The 20429-nt window shown below is 48.0% G+C and carries 18 protein-coding genes; 7 read left to right on the plus strand and 11 right to left on the minus strand.

From position 1 onward, the window contains the following. Positions 1–24: 24 nt before the first annotated feature. The 4 genes from VIM72_RS23015 to VIM72_RS23030 form a co-directional block, all read right to left on the minus strand. Positions 25–648 carry a hypothetical protein gene (locus VIM72_RS23015; RefSeq protein WP_332005166.1) on the minus strand — a complete coding sequence of 208 codons (624 nt, stop codon included), beginning with the start codon at positions 646–648 and terminating at the stop codon, positions 25–27. Positions 649–730: 82 nt separating this feature from the next. Beyond that, positions 731–1915 carry a glycoside hydrolase 100 family protein gene (locus VIM72_RS23020; protein WP_332005167.1) on the minus strand — a complete coding sequence of 395 codons (1185 nt, stop codon included), beginning with the start codon at positions 1913–1915 and terminating at the stop codon, positions 731–733. A gap of 2 nt (positions 1916–1917) precedes the next feature. After that, entirely contained in the window at positions 1918–3063 is a 1146-nt protein-coding gene (locus tag VIM72_RS23025; RefSeq protein ID WP_332005168.1) for a glycosyltransferase family 4 protein, read from the minus strand. Then, positions 3060–3719, minus strand: a complete 660-nt coding sequence (locus tag VIM72_RS23030) for a PIG-L deacetylase family protein (RefSeq protein ID WP_332005169.1) — start codon at positions 3717–3719, stop codon at positions 3060–3062. Before VIM72_RS23030 ends, VIM72_RS23025 begins: the two co-directional genes overlap by 4 nt. 102 nt (positions 3720–3821) lie before the next feature. Between VIM72_RS23030 and VIM72_RS23035 the strand changes: the two genes are divergently transcribed. Next, a complete protein-coding gene (locus tag VIM72_RS23035; protein WP_332005170.1) occupies positions 3822–4424 on the plus strand; it encodes a DUF1349 domain-containing protein in 603 nt (200 codons plus the stop codon). Positions 4425–4452: 28 nt separating this feature from the next. On the opposite strand, the gene VIM72_RS23040 is transcribed toward VIM72_RS23035, so the two are convergent. Beyond that, the gene (locus VIM72_RS23040; protein WP_332005171.1) at positions 4453–4926 is read right to left on the minus strand and encodes a hypothetical protein; all 474 of its coding nucleotides are present in this window, start codon (positions 4924–4926) and stop codon (positions 4453–4455) included. A 144-nt stretch (positions 4927–5070) separates the two neighbouring features. On the opposite strand from VIM72_RS23040, the gene VIM72_RS23045 reads away from it, so the two are divergent. Beyond that, on the plus strand, positions 5071–6597 hold the full coding sequence (locus tag VIM72_RS23045) for a sulfatase (RefSeq protein WP_332005172.1): 1527 nt from the start codon (positions 5071–5073) through the stop codon (positions 6595–6597). Between the two features lie 237 nt (positions 6598–6834). Beyond that, on the plus strand, positions 6835–8655 hold the full coding sequence (locus VIM72_RS23050; protein ID WP_332005173.1) for an ABC transporter ATP-binding protein: 1821 nt from the start codon (positions 6835–6837) through the stop codon (positions 8653–8655). A gap of 54 nt (positions 8656–8709) precedes the next feature. Here VIM72_RS23050 and VIM72_RS23055 read toward each other — a convergent pair whose 3' ends face one another. The 3 genes from VIM72_RS23055 to VIM72_RS23065 form a co-directional block, all read right to left on the minus strand. Beyond that, positions 8710–9519 (minus strand): glycosyltransferase family 2 protein, encoded by an 810-nt coding sequence (locus VIM72_RS23055; RefSeq protein WP_332005174.1) that lies wholly within the window; start codon positions 9517–9519, stop codon positions 8710–8712. Positions 9520–9906: 387 nt separating this feature from the next. Next, the gene (locus tag VIM72_RS23060; RefSeq protein ID WP_332005175.1) at positions 9907–11361 is read right to left on the minus strand and encodes a DNA/RNA non-specific endonuclease; all 1455 of its coding nucleotides are present in this window, start codon (positions 11359–11361) and stop codon (positions 9907–9909) included. Positions 11362–11900: 539 nt separating this feature from the next. Continuing rightward, the gene (locus VIM72_RS23065) at positions 11901–12803 is read right to left on the minus strand and encodes a BPSS1187 family protein (protein WP_332005176.1); all 903 of its coding nucleotides are present in this window, start codon (positions 12801–12803) and stop codon (positions 11901–11903) included. 107 nt (positions 12804–12910) lie between these two features. Between VIM72_RS23065 and VIM72_RS23070 the strand changes: the two genes are divergently transcribed. Together VIM72_RS23070 and VIM72_RS23075 are read left to right on the plus strand one after the other, a co-directional pair. After that, positions 12911–13582 (plus strand): MgtC/SapB family protein, encoded by a 672-nt coding sequence (locus VIM72_RS23070; RefSeq protein WP_332005177.1) that lies wholly within the window; start codon positions 12911–12913, stop codon positions 13580–13582. Between the two features lie 181 nt (positions 13583–13763). Continuing rightward, a complete protein-coding gene (locus VIM72_RS23075) occupies positions 13764–15002 on the plus strand; it encodes a multidrug effflux MFS transporter (RefSeq protein ID WP_332005178.1) in 1239 nt (412 codons plus the stop codon). On the opposite strand, the gene VIM72_RS23080 is transcribed toward VIM72_RS23075, so the two are convergent. After that, complete coding sequence (locus tag VIM72_RS23080; RefSeq protein ID WP_332005179.1) at positions 14999–15727, minus strand: SDR family oxidoreductase; 729 nt, start codon at positions 15725–15727, stop codon at positions 14999–15001. The genes VIM72_RS23075 and VIM72_RS23080 overlap by 4 nt on opposite strands. A gap of 68 nt (positions 15728–15795) precedes the next feature. Then, positions 15796–16455, minus strand: coding sequence for a Crp/Fnr family transcriptional regulator (locus VIM72_RS23085; protein ID WP_332005180.1), 660 nt, complete (start codon positions 16453–16455; stop codon positions 15796–15798). Positions 16456–16473: 18 nt separating this feature from the next. Here VIM72_RS23085 and VIM72_RS23090 point away from each other — a divergent pair, with 18 nt between their 5' ends. Further along, on the plus strand, positions 16474–16818 hold the full coding sequence (locus tag VIM72_RS23090; RefSeq protein ID WP_332005181.1) for a TfoX/Sxy family protein: 345 nt from the start codon (positions 16474–16476) through the stop codon (positions 16816–16818). Positions 16819–16925: 107 nt separating this feature from the next. Next, complete coding sequence (locus VIM72_RS23095; protein ID WP_332005182.1) at positions 16926–18158, plus strand: sodium:proton antiporter; 1233 nt, start codon at positions 16926–16928, stop codon at positions 18156–18158. 50 nt (positions 18159–18208) lie between these two features. Here VIM72_RS23095 and VIM72_RS23100 read toward each other — a convergent pair whose 3' ends face one another. After that, a complete protein-coding gene (locus tag VIM72_RS23100; RefSeq protein WP_332005183.1) occupies positions 18209–20365 on the minus strand; it encodes a glycoside hydrolase family 3 protein in 2157 nt (718 codons plus the stop codon). Positions 20366–20429: the final 64 nt, after the last annotated feature.

The following is a 20429-nucleotide window of genomic DNA, read 5'->3' on the forward strand; positions in this document are numbered from 1 at the left end:
CGGTAATGGTAACCGCCGGTCGCTTTATTTTTGTTTCACAAGCCTCATTTCCTGTGAAGTAGCCACAAATGCTGACTCCACCATCTGGTTTAATTTCGTTGTCACCACCAGGGTGTCACCTCTCCAGGAAATTTTTCCACCAGTATCGATCACTTTCACGGTGCCGCCGCCGGCCGAAGGATTTTCTACCATTCCATTGCTGAAGTAAATGGAATCGGCGCCCACCAGCTTATAGGGACTTACGGCGCTGTAAGGCGCCATGGTCACCTGGAAGGGAACGTCCATATCGGTCAGCAGTTGTCCATCCATATACATCACCATCCTGAGCGTGGTATCAATGGAATAACTGAGCGCATTAAAACTGAAGGAACTGCCGTCGATCACACAGGTGCCCTTGTTATTGAACGTTGTATAATCATTATAGGAAATGACTTTGGCATTACCTTCCGACACGGTGCTGGTGCCTGTCATGGTGGTACCTACAAAATTCCAGTTGCCTTCAATTTTATTATTGCCTGTTACGGGCGGTGTGGTGGGAGGCGGAGTTACAGGGGTAACGGTATCCGGCCCGGCCATTTCAAGGCTTCCGCAGGCGGTAAGCATAGTAGCCAAAACTGCTACCAGGGTCAGGGATCTGTAAATGTTCATCTTCATAAGTTATTACACGGGATAATTGTGCACGAAGTTACATCAATTCACTCATCAGCCGGACTAATCTTTTCTCAAATTATCATGCAGCCGGCTGCCGCATTCTCATTTCGTCAAAGAAAGGGGTTCTTCTTTCCTCTACACATTTGGCGGCATACAGGTACAAAGCGGCGCTCCATGTTTGCCACTCCTGCCCTTTTGCAGTGCCATCCTGGGCCTTCAGCCATTCATTGAATCCATAATCTACTTTACCGCTGTTGGAAATAGTGATGATCCTGGTGAGCTCCAACAGTTTTTCCTCTGCCAGCCGGTACTTCTTCGCCGCTACCAGCGCCGCCACATAAAAGCCGCAGATAAAGGGCCAGATACCACCGTTATGATATTCCCCCGGGAGATTAAAAAAAGTATAGCGTTCATGCCAGTCGTTGTCGCCCGGCTTCGTATAGGGGAAGAAGTTAGGCGGCAGTTTTACGCCCAGCTGCCCGTTCTTTACCAGCTCAGCGCATTCTTCTTCGATCCATGCCACCATTTCCGCCGCCCGTGTGGGCGCTGCAATGCCGGATAGTATGGCCAGGCTGTTGCCCAGCAGATCAAATCTTTCGCTGCTCAGTACTTTGTAAGACCACATGGCATAATAGGGCTTGTGCTTCACCACCAGTCCTTCGTGTACATGCCGGTGCTGTACTCCCCCGGTGATGGTGAATCTTCCCATGGCCTGCCGTACTTTTTCTGCGCGCCCGTGATGGCCGAGGATACGGAGATAACTGTACACCAGGGTATTCACAAACAGGCCGTAGCCCAGTACCCATTGTTCATCGCGCCAGTCGCTGGTAGGCTGCTGCGCCACCAGGTAGCGGTCTGAAGGACTCTGATATTCCATCCACTGCAGGGATCTGTTCACCGCCTCTTCGAGGAACCGCTCTTCTCCCGACAGCTTCCGGTACATACCGGTTACCAGCAGGAAGAGCGGGGTGCAATCGCTGGCGCCGAGGTCCTGTTTATCATGCACAAGAGAAGGGATATGCCCATGCGGCGTCTGGTTTTTGGCCAGTGTTTCCAGCACCTTCCTGATGCTTTTGATCAGCACCTGGTTACCGGTAACGCCTATACCAAAAAAAGACAACAGCAGGTCCCTTGTATATGGTTCGGGGTATCCCCATCCGGCAGTGCGGGGAAGCCCGTGAAAAGGGCCGTTCACATTATGCAGCAATACCTTTAAAGCGGCATCCCTGGCTGCATTGATGGTTAACCAGGAGGAAGCTTCCATGTTTAACGGATATTAAGTTTTTCATGCATCAGCTGGATAAACTGCCTTGCTATCACCCGGTAATCAAAATTTGCTGTTACCCTTTTACGCGCTGCTTTACCCAATTGTTCCCTGTAGGCCGCATCTGTCATTAACCGCCGCAGGTGTTGCCTGATATCATTTACATCTGCCCTGTAATCTACCGTACGTGGTGTGGAAAATACCACCTTCTGACTGGTATCAAAACCGGACTCTTTACCTACCATTACTTCGCTGGTTACAATTTCCTCTGCCACACCCGCCAGTAAAGCGGTTTCCCCATGTACCAGCGTGTCCAGCATGCCCATGGCCCGGATGCCGATCACCGGCTTTTCGCAGGCGCCCGCTTCTACCTGGGGCATCCCGAAACCTTCCAGCCGTGAAGGCCCTGCATAAATATCACAGGCGTTGATGAGGTAAGGCATCTGTTCCCTTGATATGATACTGGTAACATATTTTACCTTATCGCGTAGTCCCAGTTCTTCCGCCAGTTCCAGGTCGGCTTTATTTTGTTTGCTGCTGCGTTCCTGGGGCCATACTTTGCAGATATACTTCCAGTTGTCCGGCACTTCCCCGCTTAACTGCGACAATGCCTGCATCACCTCCCTCGCGCCTTTTGAACAGGCGTCGCCGCCAATAGTAAGCAGCATCAGCTCATCCGGCGCTACGCCCATGGATTCACGGATGGCTTTCACCCTGGGATGCTGCGGGGACATCGGAACAAACCTGTTGGTATTACAGCCTACCGGCAATACAGCAATTTTATCGCCATTGATACCGTCGCGCATATACATTTCCTTTACCCACTGCGAGGTGACCAGGATCAGCGGCAGCTGGTTTAACACATCCTGGTAGTTGGCGATATACCCATCGGCCACCAGCCACGGTACCGGCTGCACGCCAAACCTTTGCGGATGCAGCACCAGCTGCGGGCAATATCCCCAGTAACCTACGCCTACCACTACATCCGGCTTAAACCAGTTGTAATACCATTCCTTCTCCAATGGTGAATCGTAGTGTACCGCCAGGGCATTCACACCTGTTTCCAGCAAGCCCTGGTACAACAAGTTTCCCTGTGTGGCCAGTCCGGCCGGAGCCGGCGGGTAATCAAATAACAAAAGCACTCTCATAATTCAACCGGTAAATTATTGAGCCACTGATGGGCTTCCACGCTGTTATTAAAACACCAGAATGATTCCGCCTGTGGCGTGGTGGCTGCTTCCCAGCTATCGGTCCTAAATCCATACGTTTGGGTGATCACCTCATATTTCTTTTGCCAGATCTCTTTATCCAGCACATGATAGATAGTAGCTTCAGGTATTGCTTCGGGGAAATAGGACTTTAATCCGTCTTCATAAGCAAACACCCAAAGCTCACCGGTACTGATACGGCCCTGCTGCCATAAGCGGATAACAGCGGCGCTTACTTCTTCATGGCGGAGATGCCGGGTATATTCCCCCTTCGGGTGATGTGTTATGACCAGGTCGTAATGTTGCACGGGCAATAAAGCAAGCACCTGGTTTTCCACTGCTTCATCCGGTAGCGGTGTTTGTTCAGGTCCATCATCCATATCGCCCATTACACCCTGTGCTCCGTACAATTGTAATGCCTTAAAAAATTTAGGGGCTCTGTCTGCATCAGCGGCCCGGCACAGGCTGATGATGGTCCAGTTCCACTGTGGATGAAACAGGATGGTGCCTCCTGCCCACAAAGTTTCGTCGTCTGGATGAGCTACTATAACGGCAACGGATTTCGTTTTATTGGTGTATGGGTTTTCTTCGCGCATATTTATAACAGGTTAATGAGGGTTCTTAAAGTTAACAAATCCACAGAATTATTCATTCCGGAGAATATTTATCATCTTACATAAAATTTTTACGGAAACATCATGAAAAAAATTGTAGCATTATCCGCTTTCATAGCGGCAAGTATGGGATTAAAAGCACAAACAATGCAATGGTATAACGCTCCTCAGAAATGGTCGGCAGACCACCACCGGATCAATGTGACCGTTGACCCCGGTACTGATTACTGGCAGGTAACACATTATGGCTTCATCCGTGATAACGGCCCTTTTTATTACCAGGAACAGGAAGGTGATTTCACCGCTACCGTAAAAATTTCCGGTCAGTATAAAGAGCTGTTTCACCAGGCCGGGCTGATGATCCGTAAGGATGCCAAAAACTGGATTAAAACAGGGATCGAATATGTAGACGGCGTGCAGAATGTAAGCGCTGTGGTAACACGCGAAGTATCCGACTGGTCGGTAGTGCCGCGTCACGACAGCCCCAAAAGCATGTGGCTGAAATTGCTGCGTAAAGGAGATTATGTACAGATTGAATACTCTTTTGACAATAAGAAATTTGACATGTTGCGACTGGCGTATTTTCCTCCCGGTGGTAAGGTGCAGATAGGGCCTGTGGCAGCAGCACCAGGGAAGTTACCGTTTGATGTGGTGTTTGAGGATTTTAAGGTGGTGGCGGAGAAATGATGCGGGGGGCGGCTGCCGCAGGCGGCCGCTATCTTACCTCATCGATTAAATCCTGTAGTACCTTTGTTCCGCGGTAATCGTTCCATTTCCTCTCTTTAAGAAAAGCAGAAGCAACTTCTATAAAAATAAGCCGGTCTGCCCACCTGGAAAGAGAGTTTCTATCCATCCTCAGGAAATTAAACCTATGTAATGGTTCATTGGCATTGGAGGTTAGCAATCCGAAAGAGATATAATCATCTACATTAGTTATTGGCTCTCCGGTAATATGGCAAATCCTGTTTTCAGGCGCCGATGCCTTTGATGCTTTATCTGTATAATGCCTTGCCTGGCTGCCCAACGGATGCTTTTCAAGGCAGGTGGTATGCACCGCAGCATCACTGAAGAAATGCAGTGGGTCCATGGTATTTGCTGTTAACGGTGGGAAAAGAAGAAGATCTCCTTCATCGTGAAGAATTTCTCCGCATAGCGGGCATTTGGAGGAAGAAAGTATGACAATGGCCATGAAAAATAATTTCCCCTTAAGTTACAACAACGTCCTCCTTAATTTCTCTTCTCCCGGAAAAAACCAATACCCTATACAACCTATAGGATAATAAAATATCTTTACCCACCGGTAAACAGCCCTGCAAAGACAAAAACACTGAACATGAAATGCTTTTCCGCAAAAATCTGGGGAGCGCTGCTCCTTTTCGTTACCGCTAACAGCTACGCACAAACGCAGCGGCCCAATATCATTTTCATCTTCTCAGACGACCATGCCTACCAGGCCATCAGTGCCTATGGCAGCAAGCTGGTACAAACGCCTAATATCGACCGTATCGCCCGCCAGGGCGCTGTTTTTAAAAACGCGCTGGTCACCAACTCCATTTGCGGCCCCAGCAGGGCTACCCTGCTCACCGGTAAGTATAGTCACATTAACGGCTATACGCTGAATGAGAAGAAGTTTGACGTGGAACAACAGCTGTTCCCCGCCCTGCTGCAGCAAAATGGTTACCAGACAGCCTGGATAGGTAAATGGCACCTGGGCAACCTGCCTAAAGGGTTCGATTACTGGCGGATCCTCAACAGCCAGGGCCAGTATTACAACCCGGATATCATCGGGCCTAATGATACCAGCCGCATTGAAGGATACGTTACCAATATCATCACCGATCTTTCTGTTAACTGGATAGAGCAACGCGATACCTCCAAACCATTCTTCCTGGTGGTAGGCGAAAAAGCCACGCACCGCGAATGGATGCCGGATATCCGGGACCTGGGCGCGTATGATGACAAAACCTTCCCGCTTCCGGCAACATTCAAAGACGACTACAAAAACCGCCTGGCCGCACAAAACCAGGATATGACCATCGATAAAACCATGCGCCTGAAGGAAGACCTGAAGGTACATGCCAACTACGAAAAAGGGATCTATGGCCGCTTCACACCGGAACAGAAAAAAGCCTATATCGATTATTATGAAAATAAGATCAGTAAAGAATTTGATGAACAAAAACTTTCAGGCGATGCCCTGGTGGAATGGAAATACCAGCGTTACCTGAAAGATTACCTGGCCACTGCGAAATCGCTCGACAGGAACATTGGGCAGCTGCTGGATTACCTGGATAAATCAGGCCTCTCAAAAAATACCGTAGTAGTGTATGCTTCTGACCAGGGCTTTTACATGGGCGAGCACGGCTGGTTCGATAAGCGCTTTATTTATGAGGAATCACTGCGCACGCCTTTTATCGTCAAATACCCCGGCGTAGTGAAACCCGGCACCTCTATTGATCAGCTGATGCTCAACATCGACTGGGCCCCCACCTTCCTCAATATCGCCGGCGTAAAGGTGCCTGCCGATATACAAGGGACCTCCTTTTTACCTCTGCTGAAAGCGGATGGCAAAAATGTTCCCTGGAGAAAAGAAGCATATTATCATTACTACGAATTTCCACAGCCTCACCATGTATATCCCCACTTTGGTATCCGTACGGAACAATATACGCTGGTGCGCTTCTATGGCGAGTCCAACAGCTGGGAACTGTACGACCTGAAAAAGGATCCGCATCAGGTGAATAATCTTTATGGCCACAAGGGTTATGAAAAGCTCACAGATACCTTAAAAGTCCACCTGAAACAATTAATGGAACAATACAAAGACACGGAGGCACTGAAAATCCTGGCGCAACAATAATAAAAGGTAGCTGTCTCTCCACCCGGGCAGCTATCAAATCTTTTGACAATTAAGTCAAAAGGGCTATTTTTGAGCCCTGATTGCAGTTTTTACTGATGATCTGCGGGCTTGAATGTGCGTCTGAAAAATATTCTTTAAGTTATTGATAAAAAGGAAATTAAAAACTTAAGGAACCGCATCAGCAACGATGCGGTTTTTTTTATGCACGTCTTAATCATTACACGATTATAATTAAATATGAAGACATACTTCCGACTTTTATCATTTGCCAAACCTATTAATAAATTCGCTATCCCCTATATCCTCTGCACCCTGTTGTCTGTAATATTCAGCACACTAAACCTTGCGCTGCTGGCGCCTTTGCTGGAAACGCTGTTTAATAAGGAGTTGAATCAAACAATAGCTCCCATGCCGGACAGCTATTTTGATATCTTCAAGGTTTTTAAACATTACACAACTACTATTGCCAGTCAATACGGTAAAATCCAAAGCCTGGAATTTGTTTGCGGCTGTATTGCCGCTTCTGTTTTACTGGGTAACCTGTTCCGCTACTTTGCTGACCGTACTATGGAAAGCCTGCGTATACAAACCTTGCTGAACCTGCGCAAAACAGTATTCAACAATGTAATGAACCTGCACCTGGGCTATTTCAGCAATGAAAGAAAAGGAGATATCATTTCCAAGATCGCTTCCGACGTACAGGTAGTACAATTTACGGTAACCGGTACCTTACAGGTGTTATTCAAAGAACCGGCACAGCTGATCTCTTTCCTGGTGATCCTGTTCCTCATCTCCTATAAATTAACGCTGGTATCCATGCTGGTTATTCCGGTAGCCGGGCTCATTATATCCCGGATCGTGAAAAGGCTGAAAGAACAGGCTACCGCCTCTCATCAAACCTATGGCATGATGATCAGTTACCTCGATGAGGCGTTGAATGGTATCCGTATTGTAAAGGCTTTTAACGCCGTTGGGTTTATCACCGGCCGTTTTGATGAACAAAACCGCCGCTATTCGAAAATATCACGATCCATGGCTAAAAGGCAGCAGCTGGCCTCTCCTGTTTCTGAAACACTCGGGGTACTGATGGTGGCGGGCATCGTGTTTTACGGCGGGTCCCTTATTATCAATAACCAGGGAAATATGGACGGATCCACCTTTGTGGTTTATATTGCCCTCTTCTCCCAGATCATGCGCCCGGCAAAAGCTATTTCCACTGCATTCAGTAATATCCATTCAGGGATCGCGGCGGGCGACAGGGTACTGGAACTGATCGATCAGCAACCAGCCATCACCAATGCGCCTGATGCTATTACCTTAAACAGTTTTACAGAGGAGATCCGTTTTGAAGGAGTTTCTTTCGCCTACGGCGAGAAGAAGGTCCTCGATAACATCACCATTAGCATACCGAAAGGCTCCACAGTGGCGCTGGTAGGCCCTTCAGGCGGCGGTAAGTCCACGCTGATGGACCTGATCCCCCGCTTTATGGATCCTCAATCCGGGAATATCCTCATAGATGGCAAAAACCTGAAGTCCGTTACCATGGAATCCTTACGGGCATTAATGGGAGTGGTAAACCAGGAATCCATCCTTTTCAATGATACCATCTTCAATAATATTGCCTTTGCCAAGCCCTCTGCTACTTTAGCAGAAGTGGAAGCGGCGGCCAGGATTGCCAATGCGCATGAATTTATTATTAAAACAGAGAACGGCTACGACACCAATATCGGGGATAAAGGCTCCAAGCTTTCCGGCGGGCAACGGCAGCGTATCTGCATTGCCCGTGCCGTGCTTTCCAACCCGCCCCTGATGCTGCTGGACGAAGCTACCTCCGCACTGGATACAGAATCGGAGAAAATGGTGCAGGACGCGCTCAATAACCTGATGAAAAATCGCACCTCCCTTGTTATTGCCCACCGCCTCAGCACCATCCAGAATGCAGATATTATCATCGTGCTGGACAACGGCCGGGTGGCCGAACAGGGCACCCACCAGCAACTGCTTGAACATAACGGTATTTATAAACGGCTCATTGAAATGCAGACGTTTGGTAATTAAATAAAAAGGCCACCTGACGGTGGCCCTTTTTTATATCTTCTCAAGTTAGTTTAGTTACTCCGTTGTTAAATGGTGCCTGTACCCATTGGAACAATAGGCAATACCATGATGTAAAGTATCCAGGTAAACCCTGTAGTTGATGTTCTCATGCACGCGGGAGTTAAAAGGATGGTGCAAATGATAACATACCGCTTTTAACTTCACTTTTTTCTGATAAAGTCCCGAATTAATAAAACGTGCCGCCAGCTCAATATCTTCATGTCCCCAGCCTTTAAGCTCATTATTATAACCATTCACTTTCAGGAAATCGGCTCTCCAGAAAGCACAGTTACAACCAATCCAGTTCCGGGAACGCTGGCTCTTTTTAATCAGTAACGGCGCCAGGAAGGGGATACGAAGCGAATTGATCCGGTTCCTTACATTTTTGCTGAAAGAAGATACCCGCTCAAACTGCCCGTTGTTCAGGTATTTCCTGGTAATCTCCTCCTGCAATAACACCCGGCTGCCACGGATAAAATAACCTTTCTCCGCTTCGCTGATATGGTCCCTGATGAAAAGCTCATGCATCACAATGTCGCCATCAATCTGGATAATATAGTCTGAAGAAGTACCGGTAATAGCCTGGTTGATGATGATCGTTTTACGGAAACCTTCGTCCGGATGCCAGAAATGCTTTACCGGGATAGTGGTTTTTCGTCTGAATGCTTCAACAACCTCCCTGGTAGCCTCTCCGGAGCCATCATCTGCTATAATGACTTCATCAGGGAGGATGGTTTGCACCAGTACGCTATCCAGCACCAGCTTCAATGCTTCCGGCCAGTTGTATGTAGTTACAAGTAAGGCCACCGACACTCTTTCACCCATATTAGTTAGATATAAAATTAATGTTTAAAAAGCTCATATTGTTAAGCTTCTCAAGTATAACGCCATTTTATCCCTAATTATTTTACTCCATTCCTTTCGTTGTGTGCACAGTATTGATCTTGTTATATGTGCATATAATCAAGAAACGTGTAGGTCCATTCCATTAATAATCGGCCAGTTATACTTTAAGTTAGCTTTGTAATTATAATAACGAACAAAGGCTTCAATAAGTTACATATTGCTACGGTACTTTCAATAAAATTATGCCAATCTGGTTTTTATAGGAACTTATCATGACTTTTTCCGGATAATCAGTTTACAAACTACAAAAACATAATAATTAAATGCAATTTATAATTTAATTGCCATAACAACATAATATTTTTTTTATCGATACATCTGCTGCCCTGTATCTATTTTTTTCACCAGCTCCTGCCGTACCACCTGTGGTATTTTATCCAGCAACCTGTACCGGGTGGCTTTCTCTATTTCTTCCACAGATGTCAGATAAGCACTCCATCTTGCATTAACGTCATTTTTATTAGGTGTGTTCACTGCAATGATACGCGTGCTCTTACTAATACGCTGTAAGTCGTTGTTTCCCTCTGGTAACACCACCAGGATTTTCCAGATATGATCCGGCACCGTCACTTTACGGCCATCTATTGTTCTGGCCAGTCCCCTGCTGCCTGTGCCCCCGCTCCCATAGCTTCCCATGATCACATATACCTCGTTGCCTTTCATGACCAGTTCACGGGTGTATTCTTCCAGGTTTTTCCAAAGGTGCTGGTTGTGGTTGGGCGCCTGGGGAATCATATTGGTCATAAGGAAAGTGGATTCATTGGCTGCGCGGGTGGCGGTGCGGTCGCCCGATGGGCAATTATGCCCCCTGTCGAAGCCGCTGCCCATATAACTGGCCTGGGATACCTGGTACCAGCTGCCCGGAATATCGGCATCTGGCCTGAAATCATTGGCTCTGGCCATTTTCCCCAGGTCTTTACGCGATATATGCCAGGAAACCCAGTTGGGCGCTCCCTTATCGCGGTTATAAGACAGCACATAATATCCTTTATCCATCAGGTAATTGTTGGCCATTACCAGCGACTCCCCGGCATCACTGGGGTTGCCCAGCAACATGTTGTCGTCATCGCCGCCGGCAGGCTTCTCCACCGGTTTTACCGGTATCTCCTTCCCCCCGGCAGTAACACGGAATACATCAAAGTTGATCCTGCTGTTGCCGGCATCCGTTTTACGGATCTCAAAACGGATAGTACCTGTGCTCTTTGCTGTAAACGCGGCTGTTTTCAGTATACCGGAAGTAACACTAACGGGGTCCCCTGCACGAAAATAACTTTGCCCGTGGTTCACCGATGCCCATAATTCCCATGCGCCCGTCTGATCTGTTCCGTAACCGGCGTATTTCAGTGTAACCGTTACCGTTCCCTTTACGGTAATATCGAATTTCATCCCGGCCATACCACTACCCCGGATACGCAATGCCTGCCCACCCGTTTTATGATCTTCTTCCAGGTTGCCGGTTACGGCATCCTTAAACTTCCAGGTACCGCTGGATAATTCCACATCGCCACTGTTGTAGTTTGTTTTGGAACCAGACTCAAAATCTTCCGCCAGTAAAAATGTATGGGTGCGGGTTGTTATACTTTTTTTGTGAGATGATTTTTTTGCAGAAGATGCTGGTTTCGCAGGAGATAATGGTTTGTCCCCGGTGATTTTACGGGAACAGGTTGTCACCGCAAATGCCGCGATGATCAATATAACGATAATGGCTAAACTGCTGGATCCTTTTTGTTGCTTCTTTTTTTTCCTCTTCTTCTTTGACATAGAATGGTAACGAACGGTGGCGAAGATAAAGAATAAAAAATTGGGAAGACTTACGGTTTCCCCTGTTTTTTAACAACGTCTTTTCAATCCTGTTCATTACAGCGTATAGCCGCTGAAGTTATATTGAAGAACAGCAGCCTTCTTACAGGAAATCCACCTGAAAAAGATAATGGCCGGTTTTAACAAAGAATTGGCCTTAAAAAGCGTGCCGTCCGGAATGAAGCGGCGTATTTTTGTGAGCGCAATCAGCACTGCAGTTTCCACGCAGCATAAACAAAGAAAAGAAAGGAGACTCCTTCTTTCCCTCAGATGTTTGTGCAACCGGTAATTGGACAAGCAGCCAATGCTGTGATGGAAGGCTTTATGAATTGCTCACACGCCAGCTATTGTGAAGAACAGACTGATAATAAATCAATGCAGGCAGGCATACACGCTTTTAGGAAAACGGAACCATGCTTAGAACAATTCCTGTGCAGTTTGATAGTGTGATTAGTGTGATGATAAAGAAGCCGGTTCTGCACTGAGAACCGGCTTTCTTTTTAATGCGATGTGGCGCTGCTGATCATATATTTCCACACGGCTGTAAACTCTGTGCCCAGTGTGGACCCGTGCTTGTCTTTACGGTCTACATCCGTTACAAGGATACTTTTCCCGGGGCGCACCGGCATTCCTGGCTGCACCATGGTGGTATCGGTTACCGCCTGATGGCTTACCGCACTTACATCAGCCACCTGGTACTGGTAATTAAACGGATCGCCCGTATGCAGGAAGGCATAATACCTGTTCACCGGTGTACGGCCTTGCTCCCGCTGCCAGTGGGCAGGCGCATTAAAATACTGCAGGTAATCCTGCGGACCGGAAAACATCAGTACGCCGCGCAAACGGAACTGTTTTCCAAAATATGCAGCATGCCCCGCTCCCTGCGAATGACCGCCGGCAATCACTTTGTCCCATTGTACCTTTCCTTTATGTACAAATTCGCGCCAGCCTTTATCCTGCACAGCCAGGTATACCAGCAGCTTCGTAACCCTGTTCACCAGGCTGTTGGCGGAGTCTACTTCCACCTTATCACTCACGGCCGTACCGAACATAATCTCCTGGCGGAAATGATCAAAACAGGTGCTGTCTTCGCTTTTGGAACAGGCCGTTGTTATCACCGTATTTACATAATCAGGGGTTATAACGTAATAGCCCATTGCAGCAAAACAGCTGTCGATGGTGCGGAAATCAGCGGCTTTTCCATTAGTGCCTGGAATCATCACAAACAATTGATGACGGTTATTTCCGGCAGCGGGTTCTGCTGCAAGATGCGGCGTGTGCACCATTCTCAGCCCTTCCTGGGTTTCGCCGGGTGCTATTGCCCGGAACTTCACCTGTGCATGACTTACGGCGGAAAAAAGCAGCGCGCTTAAAACAAGTACCTGGTATTTTATCTTGTGCATATAAAGATGTAGATGAGTAAGTGGTAAGATACAAATTTTGATCTTCTTTAACAGTACGGCTATACGTAAACCGAAACGAAAGGAAATTTATTCTGTAAATTAGTGGTATGATACCCTGGACGGAAATATTAATACGATTATCGCTGGCAGCGGTTTTTGGCGGCATCATAGGTCTGGAAAGGGAGCGGAAGGACTGGGCAGCGGGTTTGAGAACGCATATGATGGTATCTGTAGGTGCAGCATTAACCATGATGGTTTCCGCTTACGGCTTTTCCGACATCCTGGGCCAACCGAACGTAGTGCTGGACCCCTCCAGGGTAGCGGCACAGGTGATCAGCGGTATCGGGTTCATCGGCGCAGGCACTATTCTTTTTTTGAAAGAAGGCGTAGTACGCGGGCTCACTACTGCAGCAGGCTTATGGACAGTAGCCGCTATTGGCCTCGCTACCGGCGGAGGAATGTATTTCGCAGCCTTCATTGCTACGGCCATTGCCATTGTTATCCTGTGGCTGCTGCAGCCGGTAGAGAAGAGATTCCTCAGCCGGTTTGAACAAAAAACCGTCCGTATCATCACGTTTGAAAGGGGTAAATCTATTGAAGTAACCGATAAGCTGTTTAAAAACACCGCACTCAACATTACCTCCTGCAACATTGAGCAAACAGACAGCTTCTTCTTTGTCACCATCCGTTTCAGAAGCATGGATAAAGCCATTGTAGGAAGGCTGATCGCAGAGATACAGGCCGATGCCGGCGTAAAAGAGGTATCGTGGAACAGTTAGCCGGCCGTAAACACAACCGTCTCTGTATTCCCGCTGACACAGCGTTGTATAATTTTCTCACAGATGTTACCGGGAGTAGTTGTCGTCTTCCTGTAAAATCAGGAGAAGATAACATGTACATCGGGCCAGGGGGAATAAATCTTCTTACTTTTGCAGGGAAATTTTTAAACGACCCGTTATTTTGACCAACGAACTTTCCAAATCGAAATATTTCTTTCTTATTCTGATTCTCGGTACGCTCACCGCATTAGGCCCCTTTTCTATCGACATGTATCTTCCGGGGTTCCCGGCTATAGGAAAGGACCTGGGAATAGATCCAGCCAGGGTGGCCCTGTCGCTTTCCAGTTTTTTTATTGGCATCTCTGCAGGGCAACTGCTGTATGGCCCGCTGCTGGACCGGTTTGGCAGGAAGAAGCCATTGTATATTGGATTGGTGCTGTATGTGATCTCTTCTATTGGTTGTATGTATGTATCGTCGCTGAACGGGCTGATCATCTTACGCTTTGTGCAGGCCATAGGCAGCTGCGCCGCGGCAGTGGCTTCTGTAGCTATGGTACGCGATCTTTTCCCTGTTAAGGACAATGCAAAGGTATTTGCGTTGCTGATGCTGGTGGTAGGCACTTCTCCCATGATTGCGCCTACTGCTGGCAGTTATGTTACCAGTGCCTTCACCTGGCATGCAGTATTCCTGGTGCTGGGCATTATGGGGGCACTGATCCTTACGGCCACCATTCTCTGGTTACCCGAAAGTTACCGGCCAGACACGTCGATGTCGTTAAAGCCTGGTCCTATTATCAGTAACTTCCTGCAGGTAGTGAGCGAGCCACAGTTTTATACCTACACTTTTGCAGGGGCGGTTTCCTTTTCCGGCCTGTTCGCCTATGTATCGGCTTCGCCACAGGTATTCATGGATATCTATAAACTCAGCGACAAAGCCTATGGATGGATCTTTGCGGGCCTCTCCGTTGGACTGATAGGCTCCAGCCAGGTGAACAGCCTGCTGTTGAAACGGTTCAGCAGTCAGCAGATAGTACCGGTAGCATTGGTTTGTCAGACTATTACCGGGCTTGTTTTTATTATATGCGCCTGGAATAATTTCCTGTCGTTACCTGGTATCATCGCATTGCTGTTCATATATCTCTGCTGCCTGGGCTTTATCAACCCCAACACGTCCGCATTATCGCTGGCGCCGTTCAGTAAGAATGCCGGCAGCGCCTCTTCGCTGATGGGCGCTACACAAATGGGAATAGGAGCGCTTGCCTCAACAGTGGTGAGCTTATACAATACGCACACGGCAACGCCGATGGCTGTTACCATGTGCGGAACCTCGTTGCTGGCACTGTTTATATTGCTGATATGCCGCCGCTATATTAAAACAGCCGTGGAAGCGACGCCCGGCGCCGCTTCCATAGCGCATTAAACCAATACGGCGCCGCCATCTGCCACCACTACCTGGCCGGTACTGAACCCGTTCTGCATAAGGTATAAAAAGGTTTGTGCAATATCTTCCGGCTGGCCTACACGGCCCACCGGGAGCAAACCTGCAGCCTGCTGATACATGGCTTCACGATCGGCCGCTGGCATTTCCGCCCAAAGATCTGTTTGTACAATACCCGGTGATACAGCGTTTACACGAATGGGGGCCAGTTCCATGGCCAGTACACGGGTAAAGCCTTCCATAGCGCCACAAATACAGGCGCCGGCAGCCCAGCCTTTTTGCGGCCTGGGGCTGGCAATGCCGGTAGTAAGCACTACAGAGCCACCCGGCAGTATATTTTTGCTGCCATACTTTACTGCATTGAATGCACCGAGGAAGCGCAGCCCCAATGCCGCCAGCATATCTGCACTGGTAAGATCCGACACCTGGCCAAAAGGGAAAGCGCCGCCGGCAGTAAACACCAGGTGATCAAAAGTGCCCGATGTGGTAAAGAAATCACGCACTGCCGCTTCGTTGCCCAGGTCTACGGCGAAGCCCTTCGCTGTAGACGGCAGGGTGGCCAATGCCTTGTTGATCCGTTCCTGGTTGCTGGAAACAATTATCACTATTGCTCCGGCCGCCGCTGCTGCCTTTGCGGTGGCTAGTCCAATGCCGGCCGAACCGCCCAATACCAATACTTTTTTTCCTGTAAGATCCGTGTTCATCATTGTTATTTTTTATGAACACAAAATTCGGACACCGGTAACGGACCTCATTTAACAAATGGTAAAAAGTATCAGGAACGGCCATTCTTCCTGATCCTGCTGAGCGATTGGGGGGTAATGCCCAGGAAAGAAGCGATAGTGCTTAATGGTACACGGGATACAATATCCGGCTCTCTTTGCAGGAAATGCCGGTACCGTTGCGAGGCATCCAGCCCCATATATTCATTCCGGGTCCGGATCTTTTCCATCAGCCCCTGCTGTGTAATGGTATTTATCAACGCCTCCAGGTAAGGGATCTTTTCGTATAGCCGCAACAGGTACTCCCTGTGCAATGCAATTACAGCGATATCGCAGGCCGCCTCCAGTGTATAATCTGATGGCATATTTTTAGAAAAACTATCCAGCACCGCGGCACACCTGTTCTCTTTCAGAAAAAACATGGTAATATCCTCCCCTTCACTGGTATGCTTTACCAACCGCACCACACCCTCACAGATAAAAAACAGCTCTCTTGCAATTTTACCCTGTGCAAGCAACACCGTTCCTCCTTTCAGCTCCTGTACGCGCAACCCGGCGGATAACAGCTGCCAGTGCTCATCCGGCATAGGATGTAGCTGTTGGAGGAAGCGGTAAAAAGTAGACATGCCGTTCATAGTGCGCAATTTCCTTACAATATTATAGATAGTATCTGAGAATACCTCCGGGAGCAAAGGAAATTGTATCTTTAGCATCTCCCAAAAAATATTTCAATGGCATACAATGAATTACTTGCCGACCGCGTACGTGAAATCCTTTTTGCCGCTTCGGATAATATCACTGAAAAACAAATGTTCGGCGGGCTATGCTTTATGGTAAATGATAAAATGTGCGTGGGTGTAAAAACCGACAAAATGATGGTGCGCATAGATCCGGCGAAATCAGAAAAGGTGCTGGAATCCTCCACCGGCGCCGAAATGATGGTGCATGGCAACAGGGTGATGAAAGGATATATTTTTGTAGATATAAATGAGTTACATACTCAAAAACAACTACAGCACTGGATTAAAATGGCATTAGAATTTAACGTAAATGCTAAGTCTTCCAGGAAAAAATAAACCGGTAATGCCGGTCCGGCTTTGATTTGCTACATTTTTTTCTATCTTTAAAACCACTGTAGCAATTTCAGGAACCTGATTTATTAACCGGCATTATTCGATTATTTATGAACACATTTACACTGATAACGGCTTTAGTTACCATTAGTGCATTAATTTCCTATATCAACAACCGATTCATTAAACTCCCCGGAACCATAGGCGTGATCGTGGTTTCGCTTCTTTTATCGTTACTGATTTCACTGACAGGTAAAATCTTCCCTGATGCGTTTACTTTTATCAAAGATGTAACCAATGGCATCGACTTTACCGGCACGCTGCTGGACGTAATGTTAGGGTTCCTGCTTTTTGCCAGCGCTCTTCATTTTGATTTCAACAAACTGAAAGCGCAGCGGTATCCGGTACTGGTATTGAGCACTGTGGGCGTAATAGGCTCTACTTTTATATTCGGATTCCTGCTGTACTGGGCCACAGAGTTATTACATATAGATGTGCCACTGGTGTATTGCCTGCTGTTTGGAGCGCTTATTTCACCTACTGATCCCGTAGCAGTATTGTCTATCTTAAAAAAATCAAAAGTACCGCCTGCCCTTGAAACCATTATTGGTGGAGAGTCTTTACTGAATGATGGTACCGGCATCCTGTTATTTGTGATCCTGAAAGAAGTAGCAGGCCAGGCAGATACTCATGTGTCGTTATCACATGCAGCAGCCGTGTTTTCGCAGGAAGTATTCGGCGGCATTGTACTGGGCGTCATTTCTGCTATTGTTGCTTACAGGACCATGAAGCGTGTGGATGATTTCAATATCATTGTTATGGTGTCTTTATCGATGGTAATGGTGATATCCGTATTAGGCGCCATGTTACATGTATCTATTCCACTGGCAGCCGTTTCAGCCGGTTTAATATTAGGCAATACCTCCCTGGGTACTAAAAATGCAGAAGAAATACAGCATTACTTTCACAACATCTGGAGCCTGATAGATGAGTTGCTGAATACCATTTTGTTTGTAATGATAGGGCTGCAGATCGTGATCATGCCCTTCCTGAAAAATTATTGGTTCACCGGTTTAATGGCCACTGTATTTGTGCTCATCGCAAGGGCGCTGAGTATCACCATCCCGGCCATCGTATTAAAACGTTCACTGAAAACAAACTATAAAAGCATTGGCATCCTCGTTTGGGCAGGATTGCGCGGGGGCATCTCCGTGGCGCTGGCGTTGTCGTTGCCAGAGTCGCCGTATAAAGAACTGATCCTCTCCGCCAGCTACTTTGTAGTGCTCTTCTCTATTATCGTACAGGGCCTCACCCTGAAGAAAGTGGTGGACCGGATGATCTAAGCGGGTTTTGTCTGACTCAGGATTAAACTGAGTCAGACAAACTCCGCGCATTAGCGGAGGTTGAACGCCTGCGAGAGTACGAAGCTGGCAGAGCTTTTCCCGATATTTATTTTATACGTGCCTTTGTATAACTTCCAGTGATGTTGCTGCAAATCCCATTTTTGCAACTCTGTTACCGGTATTTCAAGTATTGCGGTTGCTTCTCCTCCTTTGCTCACGTGCACCCGCTTAAAGGCCTTCAGTTCCTTTACCGGCATACGTTCCATATCAGGATAAGTGATATAGGCCTGTACTACTTCGTCTCCGTCAAACGCGCCGGTGTTTTTAACGGCTACGGCTACACGGATGGTGTCTTTACTGCGGTATTCCTTTGCCGGCGCTGTATGCCAGTTATAATCAAACTTCGTGTAGCTTAGACCGTAGCCAAACGGATATTCCGTCTTTCCTTTAAAATAACGATAAGTACGGTTTTTCATACTATAGTCCTTATAGTCCGGTAAGTCGTGCAGGGATTGATAAAAAGTAACCGGTAACCGCCCTGCGGGCGAATATTTTCCAAAGATGATATCAGCGAGGGCATTACCTCCCTGTTCGCCGGGATACCATGCCAGGATGATGGCGTCTGCATAAGGAGCGATAGCCTCCACATCTACGGCGCTGCCAGCGGTGATCACCGCAATGATGGGCTTTTTATGCGCCTCCCTTAATTTTTTCATGAACAGGATCTGCGAACGGGGCAGGCTCAGCGTATTTTTATCCCCACCGGAAGGCGACAGGAAAGCATCGCCTTCCTCCCCTTCCAGCAACGGTGTCAGGCCGATTACAGCTACGGTTACATCGCAGTTCTGTGAAGCCCAGATGCCGCCGAAATGCAGGGTATCGGAAAAGTCGCAGCCCTGGTCGTATTGCATAGCCATACCCGGCCCCGCGGCTTTAGCCAAACCGGCGGCGAAGGTCACCATGTTGCCCGATACGCCGTGGTAGTTGCCCATCAACGCTTCCAGCGATGCGGAGTTAGAGCCGGTTACCAACATGGAAGCGTATTTATCCTGGGTTAGCGGCAACACTCCATCATTTTTCAGCAGCACCATACTTTCACGGGCGGCTTCTCGCGCCAGCCAGGCATGGTAGCTGTTGTTTACACTGTCTTCCCCATACTGACTATAAGGGCTTGCTGCCGGTGCATCCAGTAATCCCAGCTTAATGCGGGTACGCAAAGTGGCGCCCAGCGCACTATCTACATTCGCGCTGGTAAGCCATCCCTTATCGATGGCCTTCATCACATCATCCTGTAAAATATTGGCGCAGTCGAGGTTCACGCCTGCCTTCACTGCAGCTGCGGCTACTTCCTCACGGGTAGGAATGGCTTTATGACGCAGCCAGATATCGTCCAGTGCCCAGCAGTCGGTCACTACCTGCCCGCCGAATTTCCATTCATGCCGCAGGATGTCCTGCAGCAATGTATTACCAGTGCAGCAGGGCTGGTTGTTCACCCGGTTGTAAGCACACATGATCGATTCCACTTTATCATCCACCAGTTTCTTAAACGCATATAGATATGTTTCCCGCAGGTCTTTTTCGTCGATGATGGCGTTAAAACTGTGCCGGTCCGCCTCCGGACCGCTGTGCACAGCGAAATGCTTGGCACAGGCAGCGGTTTTCAGCATACCTGGTACATCTCCCTGCAAGCCCTGTACAAAAGCGCCGGCCATGGTAGCAGTAAGGTATGGATCCTCCCCGTATGTTTCCTGGCCCCGGCCCCAGCGGGGATCGCGGAAGATATTGATATTAGGCGTCCAGAAGTTGAGCCCCAGGTATTGCACATGACGGTGCTGCTGCACAGCGAGATTATATTTAGCCCTGGCTTCCGTAGAAATAGTGTTGGCTACCTCCCTGGCCAGCGGCGCATTAAAGGTGGCCGATAACCCGATGGCCTGCGGATATACAGTGGCCTCTCCTCCCCTGGCAATACCGTGCAGCGCTTCATTCCACCAGTTATAGGCGGGGATCTGTAAACGGTCAATAGCCGGGCTGTTATAACCCAGCAGCGATATCTTCTCGGGAAGGGTAAGACTATGCAGCAGGTCGTTCAACCGCTCATTCAGCGGCGCATCCGCCTGGCGGAAGATTGCCGGCTGCTGTGCAGCTGCATTTAAAGTAAATAAACTTATTACGGCGCTAAAAAAAAAGGCCTGTTTTCTCCACATGCTAAACCAGTTTTTTCTATAAGAAATGCGATGTTCCCCGCAAGTTATCATATAAAAAACATAA

It is taken from the genome of Chitinophaga sp. (assembly GCF_036569185.1).
Lineage (GTDB): Bacteria > Bacteroidota > Bacteroidia > Chitinophagales > Chitinophagaceae > Chitinophaga.